Here is a 16,782-nt window from a genome sequence, read left to right on the forward strand (position 1 = left end):
CAGATCCTTGTGGGGGCATAACCATTAAGGGAATATGCCTCTTTGGACATAGGTTTCCTCCAGCCGTTCAATGGCAATGATAAAGGCGGCGGTCCGCATATCGACCTTTTTGGATTTTGCCTTTTGGGCCACCTTAAAGTAGGATTCCCTCATCTTTTTCTCCAATTTGTCCAATACTTCCTCCAAGGTCCAAATTTCACCATTACGGTTCTGCAACCACTCAAAATAGCTACCAATCACCCCGCCGGAGTTGCACAAAATATCGGGAATGATGTCCACGCCCCGCTGTAATAGAATCTCTTCGGCCTGTACATCGGTCGGTCCGTTGGCACCTTCCGCAATGAGTCCTGCCTTGATGGTATGGGCGTTCTTGACCGTGATCTGGTTGCCCAAGGCCGCTGGAATGCAAATGTCACAGTCCAATGAGAAAAAATCTCCGTTGTCCATGGGACTGGCCCCTGCAAATCCAAGGATGCTCCCCTTGTTTGCCTTGGTATAGGCCATAAGGTTCTCTGTGGAAATGCCCTGATCGTTATGGATACTGCCATAGGCATCCTGTACCGCCGTGAGCACTGCACCTTCCCTTTCCAAAAAATAGGCGGCCCAATACCCCACATTACCGAATCCCTGTACAATGAATTTTTTGCCCTTCAAGTCCGTGTTTTTGGATTCCGCCCAAAACTTGATGGTCAAATAGACCCCATAGCCCGTGGCCCTGTCCCTTCCCTCGGAACCTCCGGCCCCAATGGGCTTACCAGTGACCACATGGAGGTTTTTGGAACGTTCGTTGGGGGATTTTGTGGACATATAGGTATCCAGTATCCAGGCCATGGTCTGCGCATTGGTGTTCACATCGGGAGCGGGAATATCCAACTCGGGTCCGATATTGTCCCCCAGGGCATAGGTGAACCTTCTGGTGATACGTTGGAGTTCGTCCTGGGAATATTTGGTCGGATCCAATTGGATGCCCCCCTTGGCCCCGCCATAGGGCAATCCGGCCAACGATGTTTTCCAGGTCATCCACATGGCCAATGCCCTTGCGGCATCGATATCCACGGTTGGATGATAGCGAAGCCCTCCTTTATAGGGACCCAAAGCGTTGTTGTGCTGTACCCGATACCCGGTAAAGATTTCCACCTCACCATTGTCCATACGGACCGGAAAATGCACGATGAACTCGCTATTGGTCACCTCTAGGATCTTGCGAATGTTCTTGTTCAGTTCGATGATGTCGGCCGCATTGTTGAATTGGCGCATGACATTGTCCAACATGCCCTGTTTGGGCTGTTTTTTTTCAGATGTTATCGTTGTTGTCATTGTTGAAAATTAAACGGACCTTCGGTCCATTGTTTGTTGATTTACATTTCATCGGTGACCATAATGGCCGGTTCCCTGGAATCGTCCAATCGATGGACATATTCATTGCAAACCAGGGTCTTGGTTTTGTCCGTGTTCAACGAGCAATCGTCAAGGTACAGACACGTTGTGCACAAACTGCGGATGATCTCTTTCATGTGGTATATGTTTTATTTTATCTCTCCTAGGTTTTCAATGGTCAGTTCCAATGGATGGGTTGGAATATCTTGACAGGATAAAAGATCAAGAGCATGATGCAAATGGCAATGATTACCAGGAACACCACTTCCAAATTGGACAACATCCGGTTCACACCCAAGGTTTTTTCAGATAGCTCGGTCAGTCTGTTCCCTTGGTCCAACTGGATCTGCTCCAGCCCATCCAAGGTTTGCCCTATTCTTTGCAATTGGGCCAGGGCGGGTTCCCTATCCTTTAGGTCCAGGGCAGAAAACTGTTGTCTCAATTGTCCCAGCAGCCGGGCCTCCTCCCGAGTCAATTGGGTTTGCGCAAAATCCCCCAAGAGGCCGTCGATACGTCCTTGGGGATGGTAGGTATCAAATTGCTGCTGTTCCCCGATAAGATCCAATGCCATTTTATGGACATGGTTCTGCAACTGATAGATATAGTCCTGTACCACGATACGGTCCACATAAATGGATTTTACGGATTGTTCAATGGTCGAAAAATGTCGCCGATCCATGAGGTTGGACCCAAGGACCAATACAAAGGCGACACTCAAGATCAGACCAACCTGAATCCGTTGTTTGACTGAAAGTTTTGCAATCATGGCTTTAAAGGTTTTATTCGTTCAAAATTTGTGCTGTCCAATACTGAAAATCCACCCGGTCTCCGACACTACCTGAGCTAAACTAACTTTGGGATTCCGGGTGGACCACATCAATCAACTAACCGGTCTTCAATTCATTTTACGGCCAACAGTTCACCGGATTCCATGGCATGTTCAAATTCGGCCCCTATCTGGGCATGGCTGCCAAAAAATCGTCTACCATCGGCGCGTTTGATCTTTATCTTGGTACGGCCGTCCCTGCGTTCCTTGATCGACACTACGGTTACCCTCTCACCGATCAAGCGTTTGAAATCGGCAATGCCTCCTTTCTTGATGATAAAATTGGCCCTGGGAAAATCAATGTACCGGTATTGGGCCGATTCGGGCTTGCCTATTTCAAGGACGTCGCCCACATTGACCTCCAAACGGGCCGGAATTGAAGTATCTTGGGCACTCAACAGGCCCGTACTGAACAAAAGGACAATTACATATTTGATCATATCATATCAATTTTGGGTTCTTTGTTTTTTCGAGGGTCCACCACCATATTCCTCAAATCCGCATCCGAAATGGAAAGACGCATCCTTCCGGGGCCCTGTACCACATTTTCAATGAGCAAGGATCTTTGGTTGCCCGGCAGGCCGTGGGAAATCCTATCGCCTTTGGAAAATCCGATCAGGGAGGCTCCCAATCCACTGATGACCGAAATGTGGTCTTCTTTGGCATCGATCCCATTGGGGGGCACCAGACGGAAAGAACGGCGTTGACCCGAATAATCAACAATGGTAACCATAGAATACAGCCCGATAACGTCGGAAGGCACCTGACCTTTGTCCATCACTATGGCATTGTCCAGATTTTTTTCCAATGTTTCCAGCACATACTGATGGGCATAGTCTTCCCACAAAGGGTTCCCTTTCAAGAACTTTCTGGTCATCAAAAACTCGTTCTTTTCAAAAATGAGGTTTCCATATTTCATAAGCGTACTTGATTACCGTTTAACCTTTTCCGTGCCTTCAGGATAACTTCCATTTCACGATGGGCATCTTTTGGCATACAAGGAGCAAAGTCTATGCCCAAGAATGACATAAACAACTTGAAACCATTCAAGTTTCTGAAAAACAGCTATTTAATATTTTATTTAAATATGGAAGAAATCAAAGAAATGGGGAATATTTCCCCAGTTGGGGAATATTGCACCAACTCAATCCAGCTTGTCACGGAGGGTTTTACGATCGATTTGCAAAATTTCTGCAGCCTTGCTCTTGTTTCCCTGGGTATGGTCCAATACTCTTTTTATGTATTGCCTTTCCATCTCCCGGAGTGGAAGAAAGGGTGTTTCGGGAAAATCAATCTGAAATTTGAGGTTGGTCGGTAGGTCCTTTACATCGATTTGGCCATCGGACATGATGACCGCACGTTGCACAACGTTTTCCAGTTCCCTAATATTTCCTGGCCACCCATAGCGTTCCAGGATTTTCAGGGCTTCAGGGCTTATGCGCAAAAGACGGTCCTTGTATTCCACACCATATTTGTGAAGAAAACGATCTACCAAAAGAGGGATGTCCGACTTACGTTCCCTAAGCGGGGGAACATTGATCTCCACAACGGTCAGCCGGTAATAGAGGTCTTCCCGGAACTGTTTGTTAGCTATGGCTTCCACCAGGTCGACATTGGTTGCCGCCACGATCCGTATCTCCACTTTTTCAGTTCTTCGTGAACCTACCTTGGTAATTTCCTTTTCCTGCAGGGCCCTAAGCAGTTTGGTCTGGACCGCGAGGCAAGCCGATCCTATTTCGTCCAGAAACAACGTTCCCCCTGATGCCGCTTGAAAAAAACCATTTCGGTTCTCATTGGCCCCTGTAAAGGCTCCTTTGACATACCCGAACAGCTCTGCCTCTTGGAGGTTCTCCGGAATGGCCCCACAATTGACGGCCACAAACGGACCTTTGGCAAAAGCCCCGGAATAATGGATTGCCCTGGCCACTAACTCCTTCCCCGTACCGCTTTCTCCACGAATGAGTACGGTTGCCCGATTGTTCTTGACCCTGTCAATGATATTGTTGATTTGGTGAAAAGCCTTGGAATCCCCGACCATTTCCCGAAAGACGGGAACCGATTTGTCGACCTGGGGCGTCTTCACGACCGGTTCATTTACTTTTGGTCTATGGGCCAATGCCTTCTCCACAGCCGACTTGAGTTCCTCCATGGTAAAGGGTTTGGTCAGATAATCCACGGCACCGGATCTAAGGACCTCAAGGGCTCCGTCCACCGAGGGATAGCCCGTGAGCACCAGTTTCGGCATCTTTGGATAATGTTCATTGGCGTACTTCAGCAATTGTAGACCATCCACTTCGGGCATCTGGATATCGGTGATCAAAAGATCGATGGCACCGTCCTTTAGAATGAACAAGGCCTCCTTAACGGAAATAGCCTTGTAGGCATGGTACTCGAGACCTTTCAACTGCCTGGACAATAGCTCCAATATTCCTGTATCGTCATCAACCACCAAAATATTCTCCCTATGAAGCGCCATGCCTATACTTTTGGAAATGTTAGGACAAATATAGTTCCTTTGGGTCTATTGGGTCTATGGATTATGTTTCCCTTGTAGCTTCGGACAATCCCATGGACAACGCTAAGGCCTAGCCCTGTACCTTCTCCAAGGGGTTTGGTGGTATAAAACGGTTCAAAAACACGATCGGCTTGGCTTGGGGCTATCCCTTGCCCCTGATCTGCGATTTGAATCACGGTTTCCCTCTCCGAATCATCCATATCAATCGTGATGGTACCCTTTTCTGGGGAATAATAGGCCGCGTTCATGATCAAGTTGAAAAATACCTGTGTCAATTGGACCGAATTGGCCTGAATAAGGACCGGACCACGGGTATCGGATTTGACCACTTTCAACTTCTTGTCCTTCAGGGAGGGGCCCAATAGGCGTAGGACGTTGTCCACGATACCGTTCAACTCGATGAGCTCCATTTCCTGGGGCATCTCACAGGTGAAGAACATGAGTTTTTTGACAATTTCGCGACTGAATATGGCATTGTCCCTGATCTTTTGAAGGTCCCTTTTGGCCTGTTGATCATCGGTACTTTCCATCAACAATTCGGCAAAGCCCAAAATGTTGGCCAATGGTGTATTGAGTTCATGGGCTATCCCAGCAGTGATTTCTCCCATAATGTGGAACCTATCGGCACGCTCCATTTGTCTTTTTGTCTCTTCCTCAGCATCCCGGATCTGTTTTCGTTCCATTAAACTCCCAACCGCAAGACTGATATTGTTGAGCAAGGTACGCTCCTCCTCCAAAAAATCGTTGTCTGAAAACTTTGGGCGGGGATAGCCTACTGTAATATAACCTTCCGAATTATTGAACAATTTAACCTCGGCAGTCAATGCTACCATATCCTTGTGGAAATTTTCGGTGCCCACCTGATATTCCCCAACGGATAGATATGCTTCCGCCACATCACTATATTGCCATCCCCGTTTCAAACAATAAGCGATGGCCTCCAAGGAGGCTTCCAACTGGTCATAATTGGAATTAACGATAATGGAGGTTACTTCGTACAAACAGGTCAGTTCCTTGACACGTTCCTTTAATTTTTGTTCCGTATTTGTCATAGATGGATACGATCGTTTCTGTTGAAAATGGCTATGGACACCTCGCATTGGATCAGCTCTTTAAGTAAAGACTTCATGAATGCCCAAACACCATACTGTAACAAAGGTACGGCAAGATTGGGGAAGCCCATCCCTGTCCCTATCAATTGGTGACCGAAATGATTTTGGGATATTGCAGAAGGTAGCATACAATAAAATCCGAAAAAAAGATATTTTTATCCTATTTATGACAATTGTCATGGACCTCTCCATTTCCTACCTTTATTTTTGTTCACATGAAGCGCATGGTAATTCTTTTGGTCGCACTCACCATGTTGGTCAAGCCCCTTTGGCCGATTATGGAATATGTGAACAATTACGATTACATCGCGAACGTACTATGCGAGAACAAGGACAAACCGCAACTTCAATGCAACGGCAAATGCTACCTCGCCAAACTATTGGAGCAGGAGCAGAACGATCAAGACAAAAACCCCTTTGGGGAACAAAGGTCCAAGGCGGAAGTACAACATGTCGTCTACTTTGAGTCCATGTCACAAATAGATCTTGGACGCCAAACAACTATAGCTACCAAGAACAGTACATTTTATTATCAAGGAATGATTGTTCTACTCTTAACGGCAGACATTACCCATCCCCCAGAATTGACCTGATACCCTTTGACGTACTTTCCCAACCTATTCCATAGTCCTAGGAATTCGGAAAAGTACCCCTATTCCTTTTTGAAATCGTTCAAAACCGTTTTAACAATGAAAAACAAAAATTCATCCGGGACCGGTTTGCGCAGTTCGATGTATGTTGTATGGACCCTGGTTCTATGCATTGTTGTTCTGCTGCACCAAAAACTACAGGCCCAAGAACCTGTACCGGTTCCGACCATGGACTCGATTATCCCCATAAATCTTGAGGAAGTGATTGTCATTTCTGTCTTTAAAAGGGGTATATCGCACAAATCACAGCCCAAGCCCCTGTCCACTTTGGACCAGTATTTGGAATCCTCCAAGAAAGTATCCATGATCAAAAGAGGGGCCTATGCATGGGACCCCATGCTCAATGACATGACCTCCGAGCGTTTGTCCATCACCATTGATGGTATGCGGATCTTTGGGGCCTGCACTGATAAAATGGATCCCATTACCTCTTATGTGGATGTATCGAATCTTTCTGAAGTCCAAGTCAAAAGTGGACAACAGGGTGCCCAACATGGCAATACCATTGGAGGAGCCTTGGACATGCGTTTGGAAAAGAGCAACTTTAAGTCCTTGGGATGGACCGGTTCCGTGGAAACGGGCTATGAGACCAACAATGCATCCCAGATTGTGGGAGGGGAACTCAATTTTTCGGATGCGCGCTTCTATGTGGATACTGACATCATTTACCGCAAAGCGGATAATTATACCGCAGGTAGTGGTGAAGAAATTGCATTTTCCCAATTTGAAAAATACAACCTGTCCGCTAACGCGGGGTACAAAGTTGCCGAAGACCAAAAGCTGTTGGCCAGTTTTATTTTTGACGAGGCACGGGATGTTGGGTATCCTGCGCTTCCCATGGATGTATCCCTCGCCAGGGCATATATAGGCTCCGTGAGCTGGATACAATCAAAATTTGTGGGAAGCTTCAAAAACTGGGAGACCAAGGTCTATGCGAATACCATTACGCATGTCATGGACGATAGCCAACGGCCCGATGTGCCCATTCGGATGGACATGCCCGGCTGGAGCGATACCTATGGATTTTACACCCAGACGGAATTGTCCGTGGACAATCATGTGCTTATGGGTAAACTTGACGGCTATTACAACCGTTCCCTCGCGGAGATGACCATGCATCCCAATGACCCCAACGAGCAAGAAATGTTCATGTTGACCTGGCCCGATGTGCGGACCTTGAATTCGGGCATCTATCTGGAGGACAAGATTACCCTAAAGGAAGCATCATTGAAGTTTTCAACACGAGTGGCTGTCCAAGCCTATAATGTGGCCGATAGGTTCGGTTTGAACAGCCTTCGGATCTTCTATCCGGATATGACCCAACGGCAGACCCGGGTGATGAAGAGCATTTCCGCACATTATCACAAGGCGTTCAAGGGGGTGCACTTCAGTGGCGGGCTTGCCTATGGGGACCGATCTCCATCGGTCTCGGAAGGTTTTGGCTTTTATCTGTTCAACAGTTTTGACAACCACGACTATATTGGAAACCCGGACCTTAAGAATGAAAAGGCCTTGGAGTCCCATTTCAAGTTGGCGTTGCCGTTAAAAAACCTTGAAATCGGTGTGGAAGGCAATTATTTCCATACCATGGATTACATCATAGGGGAGATCGATCCTGTTCTGGATGTAATGACCATTGGTGCCGATGGGGTCAAGGTATATACCAACCTTGAATATGCCAACCTTTACAATGTTTCCTTGGACATGGCATACAAGATCACTTCGGAACTTGATTGGAACGGATCCATCTCCTACCACCGGGGCACGGACCAAAATGGCCGTAACCTGCCTTTTATAAGTCCCGTGGACTATCGTGTCCGATTCACCTATGGTGATGGAAGTTTTTCCGGTTCCCTTAGCCTTTCGGGAGCATTGGAGCAAAACAACTTTAGTCCGGATTTTGGTGAGGACCGAACCCCTGCCTACACCCTGCTCTCCCTGTCCATGGGAAAATCCTTTTCGATGGGCCAGGACAGGCTGTATGCCAAGATGGGAATCGAGAACATCTTCGATACCTATTATTCCACCTATGCCGACTGGAACAACATTCCTCGGATGGGAAGGAACTTTTTCATGACCCTTTCCTATGCCATCAATTGATCTTAAAACTTTTTATCAATCCAATTAAAAATACATAACAATGAAAACTATAAAATCCATATTTGCACTTCTATTCTTGTCCATGGGGATGGTATCCTGTTCCGATAGTACGGATGATCCCATGCCCGTTTCGGACAATCCGCTTGAAGCCTTCAACCTTACCTCCAGTTTTGAGGCCAATGGGCATGTCTTGGAGCTCTATTCGGATCAGGACGGTTATTTCTTAGGCTATAACGAGGTCTATGTCCGTATCAAGGACCTTGCCACCGAAAGCTACATTCCCGATGCGACCATCGCATGGAATCCCATCATGCATATGACCGACAAGACCCATTCCTGCCCTAGATCTGAGATTACAGCAACAGGGGATGCTACGGTCTATAAGGGTTATATAGTCTTCCAGATGGCCAGCAATACTGATGAATATTGGGAACTGAACCTGGAATATCGTATCGGGGGCACCACCTATAATGTCACTGATCAAATTGTAGTCAATGCCCCTGTGAACGGAAAGAAAACGGTCAACGTGTTCACCGGAACGGATAATGTCCGATACATATTGACCATGATGCCCTTTGCCCCGGAAGTCGCCGTGAACGACTTTTCGGCTGTACTCTTCAAAATGGAGACCATGATGAATTTTCCCCCGGTTGCGGATCACACGATCACCATAGATCCTCGAATGCCCAGTATGGGCAACCACAGTTCCCCTAACAATGAGGATTTGATCTTTGATCCCGAATCGGGCAGTTACATTGGAAAACTTTCCCTGACCATGACCGGTTACTGGAAAATCAATCTAAAACTTCTCAATGACAACGGGGATGTATTGAAAGGTGAGGACATTACAGAGGAAAATGAAGAAAGTAGCCTATTTTTTGAACTGGAATTTTAATTCCATGGCATCTTAGGTTATTCGTTTGTTGGAAATGGCCATCCGTGATCGGATGGCCATTTTTATGAATATAGGTTCGGGGTTTAAGAGGTTTCTGGGAACCGACTATAAAAAGATTGGGGGCGGGTCAAATAGGAAAAAACTCTTCGATGTCCTGTTTTCCGTCTATCAAGTCCAAAATGGTCGTTCTTTCCAAAACTTTGATAAATTTCGCCTTGTTGGCACCCACCAATTTATGGAGTACGCAGGGATGGTCCATATCACAATCCTTAAGCCCCATGACACAGGATTTCACCCGTTTCTCACCATCGATGACCTTTACGATATCCATTAGCGTTCTTTTCCGGTCTTCTTCGTTTAGGTAGAACCCTCCTTTGGGACCACGGGTTGAAGAAATGACTCCATGCCTGGAGAGCTCCTGCAACAATTTGGCCAAGTAGGTCTCCGACACATGGATGGATTCATACATATCCCTGACCAAAATCTTTTGGTCTTCACCGGAGTTCAGGGCTAAGTACAGGACTCCTTTTATGGCATATTTGGATGAATTGGATAACATAGGTTCAATATGCTAACAAAGATTAAAAGACATTTTTATCCTTTTTATGATTTATATCATGTTATGGGTAAGTAACCCTGGTTACATTTGACACAAATTATTTAACCATTTAACATATGAAGACGATAATCAAAGGAATAACATTGCTCTTCGTGCTGATCATGATCGGTTGCGGAGGAAAACAAGAGGAGAAGAAAGAGGATGGCTTTAGTGTCCAACGGAAAAAGGCCACAACGGAACAACCTATTGAAACAAGCCCTGCCACGGAGACCAAAGCTTCCGAACGTGTAGACATGTCCACCAAAGGCGTCGGTCCCATCAAATCCGTGACCTTGGCCCCAGAGATCGATCAGGCCATGGCAGACAACGGCAAAGCCATTTATGACCAAATGTGCTTGGCCTGCCATAGAGTGGGTAAAAAATTTATAGGCCCTCCACCCAATGGGGTATTGGAACGAAGGACGCCGGAATGGATCATGAACATGATTTTGAACCCCCAGGAAATGGTACAACAGGATCCCCTGGCCAAAGACTTGCTCCAAGAGTTCAACGGATCGCCCATGTCCAACCAAGGGTTGACCGAAGAGCAGGCTCGCGCCATACTTGAATACTTCAGGACATTAAATTAAACCATATGAAATCAACCATTAAACTCAGTACCCTCGGGCTGACCTTATTGCTTGCGATTCACGTCGGTTGTAAGGATAGGGCCCAGAACGAAACAACCGGCCCTGACACAAATGCATCCGAAGCCATACTGGAGAGCAACAAAGGACAAGCTTTTATCGAAGATGATGAATCCACTCCCAACGTGCTTCAGATTGCCATTGGTTCCCCTGACCATAGCACTTTGGTGGCAGCGGTCAAAGCTGCACAACTGGAGAATGCCCTGGTCAACGCAGGACCTTTGATGGTATTTGCCCCGACCAATGAAGCCTTCGATGCATTGCCGGCAGGCACCGTGGAAGATCTTTTAAAACCAGAGAACAAAGAGGCTTTGGCCAACATTCTTAAATACCACGTGACCCCGGGCAATTATTCCAAGGACTTTTTGAAAAAATTCAAAAAACTGGGGCAGGCCAACAACCAAGATGTCCCCGTGGAAGTCAAAGGTGACGATGTCTTTGTCGGAGGGGCCAAGATCATAGCCAGTGTACCTGCGGGAAACGGAATTGTCCATGTCGTGGACAAGGTCATCCTCCCTCCTGCCCAATAACTGATTAACTCCAATAAAACGAATAAATCCTAACACAATGAAAGTAAAACACCATTTGATACTGACCCTGGGAGCGGCCTTGATGCTGGTTTCCTGTGGCCAGCAGAACCAAAGTTCGAACGGGGCCCTGTCCTCCAGTGCCGCCGAAAAAGTTTATGTAGCTCCTGGAGAACAGGATGAGTACTATGCCTTTCTTTCAGGGGGATATAGTGGCAACCTAACGGTATACGGATTGCCTTCCGGAAGGATGTTCAAGGAAATCCCGGTATTCTCACAATTTCCCACATCTGGCTACGGCTATTCGGAAGAGACCATTCCCATGTTGAACACCTCCCATGGATTTGTGCCCTGGGATGACCTGCACCACCCTGATATTTCCCAGACCAATGGAGAATTGGATGGAAGATGGATCTTTGTAAACGGGAACAATACTCCCCGTATTGCAAGGGTCGATCTTAGCACCTTTGAAACAGCAGAGATCATCGAGGTACCCAACAGTGCAGGGAACCACAGTTCCTCATTCATCACGGAAAACACCGAATATGTGGTGGCCGGCACCCGTTTTGCTGTTCCTGTGCCCCAACGGGACATGTCCATAAGTGAGTACAAAGGAAACTTTAAAGGTGCCCTTACCTTTATCAGTGTAGATCCCGAACATGGCCATATGGCCATCAAGTTCCAATTGTTGATGCCGGGCTTCAACTATGACCTTTCCCACCCAGGAAGGGGCAAGTCCCACGGCTGGTTTTTCTTTACCACCTATAATACAGAGGAGGCCAACACCCTTTTGGAAGTGAATGCCTCCCAAAACGACAAAGATTTCATCGCGGCGATCAATTGGAAAAAAATCGAAGAATATGTGAACAACGGTGGTGGCACCAAAATGCCGGCCAACTATGCACATAATGTGTACGATGAGCATTCCCATACCGGGACATCGACCATGAAGGATGAAGTACTTACCGTGGACCCCACAAAGGTTCCCGGCGCAGTATTTTTCCTCCCCACACCTAAATCCCCGCATGGTTGTGATGTAGATCCTACAGGACAGTACATCATTGGTAACGGTAAATTGTCGGCTGATTTGACGGTACACTCTTTTGATAAAATGATCGCTGCCATCGAAGGGGGAAAATTCGATGGGGAAGCCTATGGCATTCCAATATTGAAGTTTGAGGACGTTTTGGCCGGGCAAGTAAAAAGTGGTGGTCTGGGCCCACTGCACACCGAATTCGATGGCAAGGGAAATGCCTATACCACGTTCTTTATCTCATCCGAAGTCGTGAAATGGCAGTTGGGCACTTGGGAGGTTATCGACAGAAAACCCACTTATTATTCTGTGGGGCACTTGATGATCCCCGGGGGCAACTCCAGGAAGCCCTTTGGCAAGTACGTCGTGGCCATGAACAAGATCACCAAGGATCGCTATTTACCCACTGGTCCGGAGATGGAACACTCGGCGCAGATCTATGACATTTCCGGGGATAAAATGGAATTGATCTATGACTTCCCCACCCATGGGGAACCCCATTATGCGGCAGGATGTCCAGCGGAACTTTTGGCCCCAAGGTCACAAAAAATCTACCGTTTGGACGAAAACAGGCACCCCTATGCAGTCACTACAGCGGATGGGTCCAAAGTGGTCCGGGATGGTAACGAGGTACATGTGTATATGTCCACCATACGTAGCCACTTCACACCGGACAACATCGAGGGTATCAAGGTAGGCGACAAGGTCTATTTCCATATCACCAACCACGAACAGGACTTTGATGTGCCCCACGGATTTTCCATCCTGGGCCAAAACACCTCTGAGCTGTTGATCATGCCAGGGCAGACCAAGACCTCGGTTTGGGAACCCAAACAAGTTGGGGTATGGCCATTCTATTGCACTGATTTCTGCTCTGCACTGCACCAAGAGATGCAAGGATATGTCAGGGTGTCCCCTGCCAATTCCAATGTAGAGCTCAAATGGTCCCTTGGTGAGTAATTCGGATTGACTTGCCAAGAAACAAAGCGGGCTGCGTCCATGACCTGCCCGCTTTTTTTACAAATTGAAAAAACAACCGTTTACCAAAAAACCGCACTCAGTTTGTAACCTTTAAAACAAAAAAAATGAAAAAGGCTAGTATATTAATGATCATTGGCCCGCTCTTCTTATTGGGATTGTATGTCTTCCCGCTTTGGAACATCATGTTGGGTGCACCCCAATATCCTGACCCATTGGGATTGAACATCCATATCAATGGGCTACAGGGCGTCAGCGAGTTCGATATCCAAAACATTGACGGATTGAACCACTATATCGGCATGCACACGCTACCCAAAGTAGAGGATATGTGGGAATTTGGCACCTTTCCCATGGTCATCGGAATCATGGTAGGGCTTGGGGTGTTAATAGGCATTTTAGGCTTTCTGGACAAGGTAAGCTACAAATGGTTCTTCGGTTGGTTTACCCTAATGTCCATTATGGGCATACTGGGGATGTACGATTTCAACGAATGGTTGGTGGACTACGGCACCAATTTAGATCCCAACGCCATTATGAAACTGACCAATCCGGATGGTACCCCCATGACCTACAAACCCCCATTGTTGGGCCATGTGAAGATGTTGAACTTTGACGTGACCTCCTTGCCCGCTTCAGGAGCTTGGCTCATGTTCGTGGGCATGATGTTGACCTTGGCCGCCGGGTTCCTCGGATGGAAAACCACAAAAACAAAAAAGTAACTTATGAAAGAGCATAAATTATCATTGTTGTTAATATTCATGTGCTTGGCAGGATGCAATGTAGGTCCCAAACCGATTGATTATGGACACGTAGCTTGCCACTATTGTAGTATGACCATTGTGGACAAACAACATGCCGCACAGCTGGTCACCACCAAGGGAAAGGTCTTCAACTTTGATGCCGTGGAATGTATGATGAACCAGTTAAAAGATTGGGACGAATCCGCAATAGCCCTATTCTTGGCCAATGATTTTGACCGACCTGGGGAGCTGATCGATGCGACAAAGGCCACCTATTTGATCAGCGACAACATCCCGAGTCCCATGGGCGCCTATCTCAGTGCCTTTGATGAAGAAGGAGCTGCCCGACATGCACTGGATGCCAATGGAGGTGAATTGCTTTCCTGGAACGAATTGAAACAACAATATCAATAGTGAAACAATTACACAACTATGTATAAAATAGATATAGACAATACCATTGCCCAACAACCCTTTGACGGGCTACAGATTGAAAAACTGGCCAAAACTGAATCCATGGAAATTCTCAGTATCAGTTTGGCCAAGGATGCCATCTTTCCAAAGCACACTTCCCCTAAAGATGCCCATTTGGTCGTTTTGGAGGGTTCCATTGATTTCCACATCGAAAATCAAAGCGTCACTTTATTGCCACAGCAACACTTTGGTTTTTCCAAGGAAGTGGAACATTGGGTAAGGGCCCTTGCAGATACCAAATTTTTGATTATCCGATAAAGAAATCTTAGCTTCATAAGCTATAAGGTTGCCTTTGGGCATACCAAACAATACCCGTATCAAATTGAAGACTCCATATCACACATACATTCTTTGGGTGGTCCTATCACTGCTATGTCAAGGAATTTGGGCCAAGACCTGGAAGATTTGCACAACATGCGAATACAGTTCCATCAAGCAGACCATCCAACTGGCCAAGGCCCATGACACCCTGTTGGTCCAAAAGGGAACCTATCGGGAATATGAGATTGTGGTGGACAAGCCTCTTGTCATCAAGGGTACGGATTATCCGATTGTGGACGGCGAAAAAAAAGGGGAAATCTTTCAGATCCAATCGGACGGGGTGACACTTGACGGGCTTTTCATCATCAATGTTGGTGTCAGCTATACCAAGGACAATGCGGCCATACGGGTGATTCGGAGCAAGGATTTCCGCATTCAGAACATGGTTTTGGAACAATTGTTCTTCGGCATCTACGTGGAAAAATCATCAAATGGCAAGGTGTACCACAACCGGATCATCGGCGATGCAGTGGATGAATACAATTCAGGGAACGGTATCCAATTGTGGTATTCCTCGGACATCGAAGTGATCAAAAACCATGTCCAGGGAACGCGGGACGGCATATATCTGGAGTTTTCCGATCGGATTACGATTACAGAGAACACCAGTATGGACAATCTCCGATATGGGCTCCATTTCATGTTTTCCAACCACGATATCTATACCCAAAACACTTTTGAAAACAATGGTGCCGGTGTTGCGGTCATGTTCTCCAAGTTCATCACCATGAAGAACAATACCTTCCGCAAGAATTGGGGAACTGCCGCTTACGGCATGTTGTTGAAGGAAATCAATGATGCAGAGATCATTGGAAATACCTTTGAGGAAAACACCATCGGTATCAATATTGAGGGATCTAACCGAATCCGGTATACCAACAACGATTTTATAGGCAATGGTTGGGCCATTAGGGTGATAGGGGCCTGCTATACCAATAGTTTCAGGGGCAATAATTTCTTGTACAACTCCTTCGATATTTCTTATAACAGCAAATTGAACGACAATGTGTTCGAGGGCAACTTTTGGAGTGGCTATACCGGATATGATCTGGACAAGGATGGTATCGGGGATGTGCCCTACCGTCCGGTCAAGCTCTTTTCGTATGTAGTGAACCGCACTCCGGAGACCATTGTCCTGTTGCGGAGTCTTTTCATGGATATCATTGATTTCTCCGAAAGGGTCTCCCCGGTGTTCACCCCGGACAATTTAAAAGATGCCCAACCTTTAATGAAAATACGATCATGACCATAACGATAAAAGACCTGCACAAACAGTTTGGCAAGAACCAGGTATTGAAAGGTGTCGACCTGACCATAGACAAGGGCCAGATCTATGCCATTTTGGGCCCTAACGGTTCGGGAAAGACCACCTTGATCAAGAGTATCCTGGGCATGGTGCTTCCTGATAAGGGTCACATAACTGTGCTGGACAAGCCTATCAAAAAACAATGGAAGTACCGCAAGCAGATCGATTATCTCCCACAGATTGCCAACTTTCCACCGAACATCAAAGTGAAGGAGCTTATCCATATGATCAAGGACCTGCGGAACAGTCCCAGTGCTGAAAAGGAATTGATAGACCTATTTGGCCTTGGACCCTTTCTGGATAAAAAACTGTCCACCCTCTCCGGGGGCACCAAACAAAAGGTGAACATTGTACTGACCTTTATGTTCGACAGCCCCTTGCTCATTCTCGATGAACCTACCACGGGGCTGGACCCCATGGCCCTGATTCGTTTGAAGGAGTTGATCTTGAAGGAAAAGTCCAATGGAAAGACCATCCTCATCACCTCCCATATCATGCAATTTGTAGAAGAAATGGCCGACCAGATCGTATACCTGTTGGAAGGTGACATTTACTTTAAGGGAACCATCCCCGAACTTAAGAAACAGACTGGGCAGACCAGTTTTGAACATGCCATTGCAACCCTAACCACTTCTGAAAACCATGCTGAAAATACTGAAATATAGTTTTTACGACCTTAT

General features: G+C 46.6%; 19 protein-coding genes. 11 read left to right on the forward strand and 8 right to left on the reverse strand.

Annotated elements, in window-relative coordinates; genetic code table 11:
* Positions 1-24: 24 nt before the first annotated feature.
* The 7 genes from EO131_RS09865 to EO131_RS09890 all read right to left on the reverse strand — a co-directional run bounded on the left by EO131_RS09865 (position 25) and on the right by EO131_RS09890 (position 5,770).
* Positions 25-1,317, reverse strand: a complete 1,293-nt coding sequence (locus EO131_RS09865; protein ID WP_127021325.1) for a Glu/Leu/Phe/Val family dehydrogenase — start codon at positions 1,315-1,317, stop codon at positions 25-27.
* A gap of 41 nt (positions 1,318-1,358) precedes the next feature.
* Positions 1,359-1,514 (reverse strand): hypothetical protein, encoded by a 156-nt coding sequence (locus EO131_RS17140; RefSeq protein ID WP_163636553.1) that lies wholly within the window; start codon positions 1,512-1,514, stop codon positions 1,359-1,361.
* 41 nt (positions 1,515-1,555) lie between these two features.
* Positions 1,556-2,143: an MCP four helix bundle domain-containing protein gene (locus EO131_RS09870; RefSeq protein WP_127021328.1), complete on the reverse strand. Its 588-nt coding sequence runs from the start codon at positions 2,141-2,143 to the stop codon at positions 1,556-1,558.
* Between the two features lie 134 nt (positions 2,144-2,277).
* Complete coding sequence (locus tag EO131_RS09875) at positions 2,278-2,643, reverse strand: hypothetical protein (RefSeq protein WP_127021330.1); 366 nt, start codon at positions 2,641-2,643, stop codon at positions 2,278-2,280.
* Positions 2,640-3,122, reverse strand: coding sequence for a GreA/GreB family elongation factor (locus tag EO131_RS09880; protein ID WP_127021332.1), 483 nt, complete (start codon positions 3,120-3,122; stop codon positions 2,640-2,642). The genes EO131_RS09875 and EO131_RS09880 overlap by 4 nt, the downstream gene beginning before the upstream one ends.
* A 225-nt stretch (positions 3,123-3,347) precedes the next feature.
* The gene (locus EO131_RS09885) at positions 3,348-4,679 is read right to left on the reverse strand and encodes a sigma-54-dependent transcriptional regulator (protein ID WP_127021334.1); all 1,332 of its coding nucleotides are present in this window, start codon (positions 4,677-4,679) and stop codon (positions 3,348-3,350) included.
* Positions 4,680-4,681: 2 nt separating this feature from the next.
* A complete protein-coding gene (locus EO131_RS09890) occupies positions 4,682-5,770 on the reverse strand; it encodes a sensor histidine kinase (RefSeq protein WP_127021336.1) in 1,089 nt (362 codons plus the stop codon).
* 275 nt (positions 5,771-6,045) lie between these two features.
* On the opposite strand from EO131_RS09890, the gene EO131_RS09895 reads away from it, so the two are divergent.
* The 3 genes from EO131_RS09895 (at position 6,046) to EO131_RS09905 (ending at position 9,475) form a co-directional block, all read left to right on the forward strand.
* Complete coding sequence (locus tag EO131_RS09895) at positions 6,046-6,423, forward strand: hypothetical protein (RefSeq protein WP_127021338.1); 378 nt, start codon at positions 6,046-6,048, stop codon at positions 6,421-6,423.
* A 96-nt stretch (positions 6,424-6,519) separates the two neighbouring features.
* Complete coding sequence (locus EO131_RS09900; RefSeq protein WP_127021340.1) at positions 6,520-8,580, forward strand: TonB-dependent receptor plug domain-containing protein; 2,061 nt, start codon at positions 6,520-6,522, stop codon at positions 8,578-8,580.
* Between the two features lie 40 nt (positions 8,581-8,620).
* On the forward strand, positions 8,621-9,475 hold the full coding sequence (locus tag EO131_RS09905) for a hypothetical protein (protein WP_127021342.1): 855 nt from the start codon (positions 8,621-8,623) through the stop codon (positions 9,473-9,475).
* Positions 9,476-9,602: 127 nt separating this feature from the next.
* On the opposite strand, the gene EO131_RS09910 is transcribed toward EO131_RS09905, so the two are convergent.
* Positions 9,603-10,034: an RrF2 family transcriptional regulator gene (locus EO131_RS09910; protein ID WP_127021345.1), complete on the reverse strand. Its 432-nt coding sequence runs from the start codon at positions 10,032-10,034 to the stop codon at positions 9,603-9,605.
* Positions 10,035-10,150: 116 nt separating this feature from the next.
* On the opposite strand from EO131_RS09910, the gene EO131_RS09915 reads away from it, so the two are divergent.
* The 8 genes from EO131_RS09915 (at position 10,151) to EO131_RS09950 (ending at position 16,767) form a co-directional block, all read left to right on the forward strand.
* Positions 10,151-10,663 carry a c-type cytochrome gene (locus EO131_RS09915; RefSeq protein WP_127021347.1) on the forward strand — a complete coding sequence of 171 codons (513 nt, stop codon included), beginning with the start codon at positions 10,151-10,153 and terminating at the stop codon, positions 10,661-10,663.
* Positions 10,664-10,668: 5 nt separating this feature from the next.
* Positions 10,669-11,250 carry a fasciclin domain-containing protein gene (locus EO131_RS09920; RefSeq protein WP_127021349.1) on the forward strand — a complete coding sequence of 194 codons (582 nt, stop codon included), beginning with the start codon at positions 10,669-10,671 and terminating at the stop codon, positions 11,248-11,250.
* Between the two features lie 37 nt (positions 11,251-11,287).
* Positions 11,288-13,240: a Sec-dependent nitrous-oxide reductase gene (gene nosZ / locus EO131_RS09925; protein WP_127021351.1), complete on the forward strand. Its 1,953-nt coding sequence runs from the start codon at positions 11,288-11,290 to the stop codon at positions 13,238-13,240.
* A gap of 125 nt (positions 13,241-13,365) precedes the next feature.
* Positions 13,366-13,980, forward strand: coding sequence for a hypothetical protein (locus EO131_RS09930; protein WP_127021353.1), 615 nt, complete (start codon positions 13,366-13,368; stop codon positions 13,978-13,980).
* A 3-nt stretch (positions 13,981-13,983) separates the two neighbouring features.
* Entirely contained in the window at positions 13,984-14,415 is a 432-nt protein-coding gene (locus EO131_RS09935) for a nitrous oxide reductase accessory protein NosL (RefSeq protein ID WP_127021355.1), read from the forward strand.
* Between the two features lie 18 nt (positions 14,416-14,433).
* Positions 14,434-14,733, forward strand: coding sequence for a cupin domain-containing protein (locus EO131_RS09940; RefSeq protein WP_127021357.1), 300 nt, complete (start codon positions 14,434-14,436; stop codon positions 14,731-14,733).
* 124 nt (positions 14,734-14,857) lie between these two features.
* The gene (locus EO131_RS09945; protein ID WP_127021427.1) at positions 14,858-16,042 is read left to right on the forward strand and encodes a nitrous oxide reductase family maturation protein NosD; all 1,185 of its coding nucleotides are present in this window, start codon (positions 14,858-14,860) and stop codon (positions 16,040-16,042) included.
* Positions 16,039-16,767: an ABC transporter ATP-binding protein gene (locus EO131_RS09950; RefSeq protein ID WP_127019040.1), complete on the forward strand. Its 729-nt coding sequence runs from the start codon at positions 16,039-16,041 to the stop codon at positions 16,765-16,767. The genes EO131_RS09945 and EO131_RS09950 overlap by 4 nt, the downstream gene beginning before the upstream one ends.
* Positions 16,768-16,782 lie beyond the last annotated feature (15 nt).

The organism is Flagellimonas beolgyonensis (assembly GCF_003992615.1).
In the GTDB taxonomy this organism is placed as follows: domain Bacteria; phylum Bacteroidota; class Bacteroidia; order Flavobacteriales; family Flavobacteriaceae; genus Flagellimonas; species Flagellimonas beolgyonensis.

Excerpts from the sequence above, each read along its gene's own strand:
- EO131_RS09865 (WP_127021325.1), bottom strand. The coding sequence starts at position 1,317 with ATGACAACAACGATAACATCTGAAAAAAAACAGCCCAAACAGGGCATG.
- EO131_RS17140 (WP_163636553.1), bottom strand. The coding sequence starts at position 1,514 with ATGAAAGAGATCATCCGCAGTTTGTGCACAACGTGTCTGTACCTTGAC.
- EO131_RS09870 (WP_127021328.1), bottom strand. The coding sequence starts at position 2,143 with ATGATTGCAAAACTTTCAGTCAAACAACGGATTCAGGTTGGTCTGATC.
- EO131_RS09875 (WP_127021330.1), bottom strand. The coding sequence starts at position 2,643 with ATGATCAAATATGTAATTGTCCTTTTGTTCAGTACGGGCCTGTTGAGT.
- EO131_RS09880 (WP_127021332.1), bottom strand. The coding sequence starts at position 3,122 with ATGAAATATGGAAACCTCATTTTTGAAAAGAACGAGTTTTTGATGACC.
- EO131_RS09885 (WP_127021334.1), bottom strand. The coding sequence starts at position 4,679 with ATGGCGCTTCATAGGGAGAATATTTTGGTGGTTGATGACGATACAGGA.
- EO131_RS09890 (WP_127021336.1), bottom strand. The coding sequence starts at position 5,770 with ATGACAAATACGGAACAAAAATTAAAGGAACGTGTCAAGGAACTGACC.
- EO131_RS09895 (WP_127021338.1), top strand. The coding sequence starts at position 6,046 with ATGAAGCGCATGGTAATTCTTTTGGTCGCACTCACCATGTTGGTCAAG.
- EO131_RS09900 (WP_127021340.1), top strand. The coding sequence starts at position 6,520 with ATGAAAAACAAAAATTCATCCGGGACCGGTTTGCGCAGTTCGATGTAT.
- EO131_RS09905 (WP_127021342.1), top strand. The coding sequence starts at position 8,621 with ATGAAAACTATAAAATCCATATTTGCACTTCTATTCTTGTCCATGGGG.
- EO131_RS09910 (WP_127021345.1), bottom strand. The coding sequence starts at position 10,034 with ATGTTATCCAATTCATCCAAATATGCCATAAAAGGAGTCCTGTACTTA.
- EO131_RS09915 (WP_127021347.1), top strand. The coding sequence starts at position 10,151 with ATGAAGACGATAATCAAAGGAATAACATTGCTCTTCGTGCTGATCATG.
- EO131_RS09920 (WP_127021349.1), top strand. The coding sequence starts at position 10,669 with ATGAAATCAACCATTAAACTCAGTACCCTCGGGCTGACCTTATTGCTT.
- nosZ (WP_127021351.1), top strand. The coding sequence starts at position 11,288 with ATGAAAGTAAAACACCATTTGATACTGACCCTGGGAGCGGCCTTGATG.
- EO131_RS09930 (WP_127021353.1), top strand. The coding sequence starts at position 13,366 with ATGAAAAAGGCTAGTATATTAATGATCATTGGCCCGCTCTTCTTATTG.
- EO131_RS09935 (WP_127021355.1), top strand. The coding sequence starts at position 13,984 with ATGAAAGAGCATAAATTATCATTGTTGTTAATATTCATGTGCTTGGCA.
- EO131_RS09940 (WP_127021357.1), top strand. The coding sequence starts at position 14,434 with ATGTATAAAATAGATATAGACAATACCATTGCCCAACAACCCTTTGAC.
- EO131_RS09950 (WP_127019040.1), top strand. The coding sequence starts at position 16,039 with ATGACCATAACGATAAAAGACCTGCACAAACAGTTTGGCAAGAACCAG.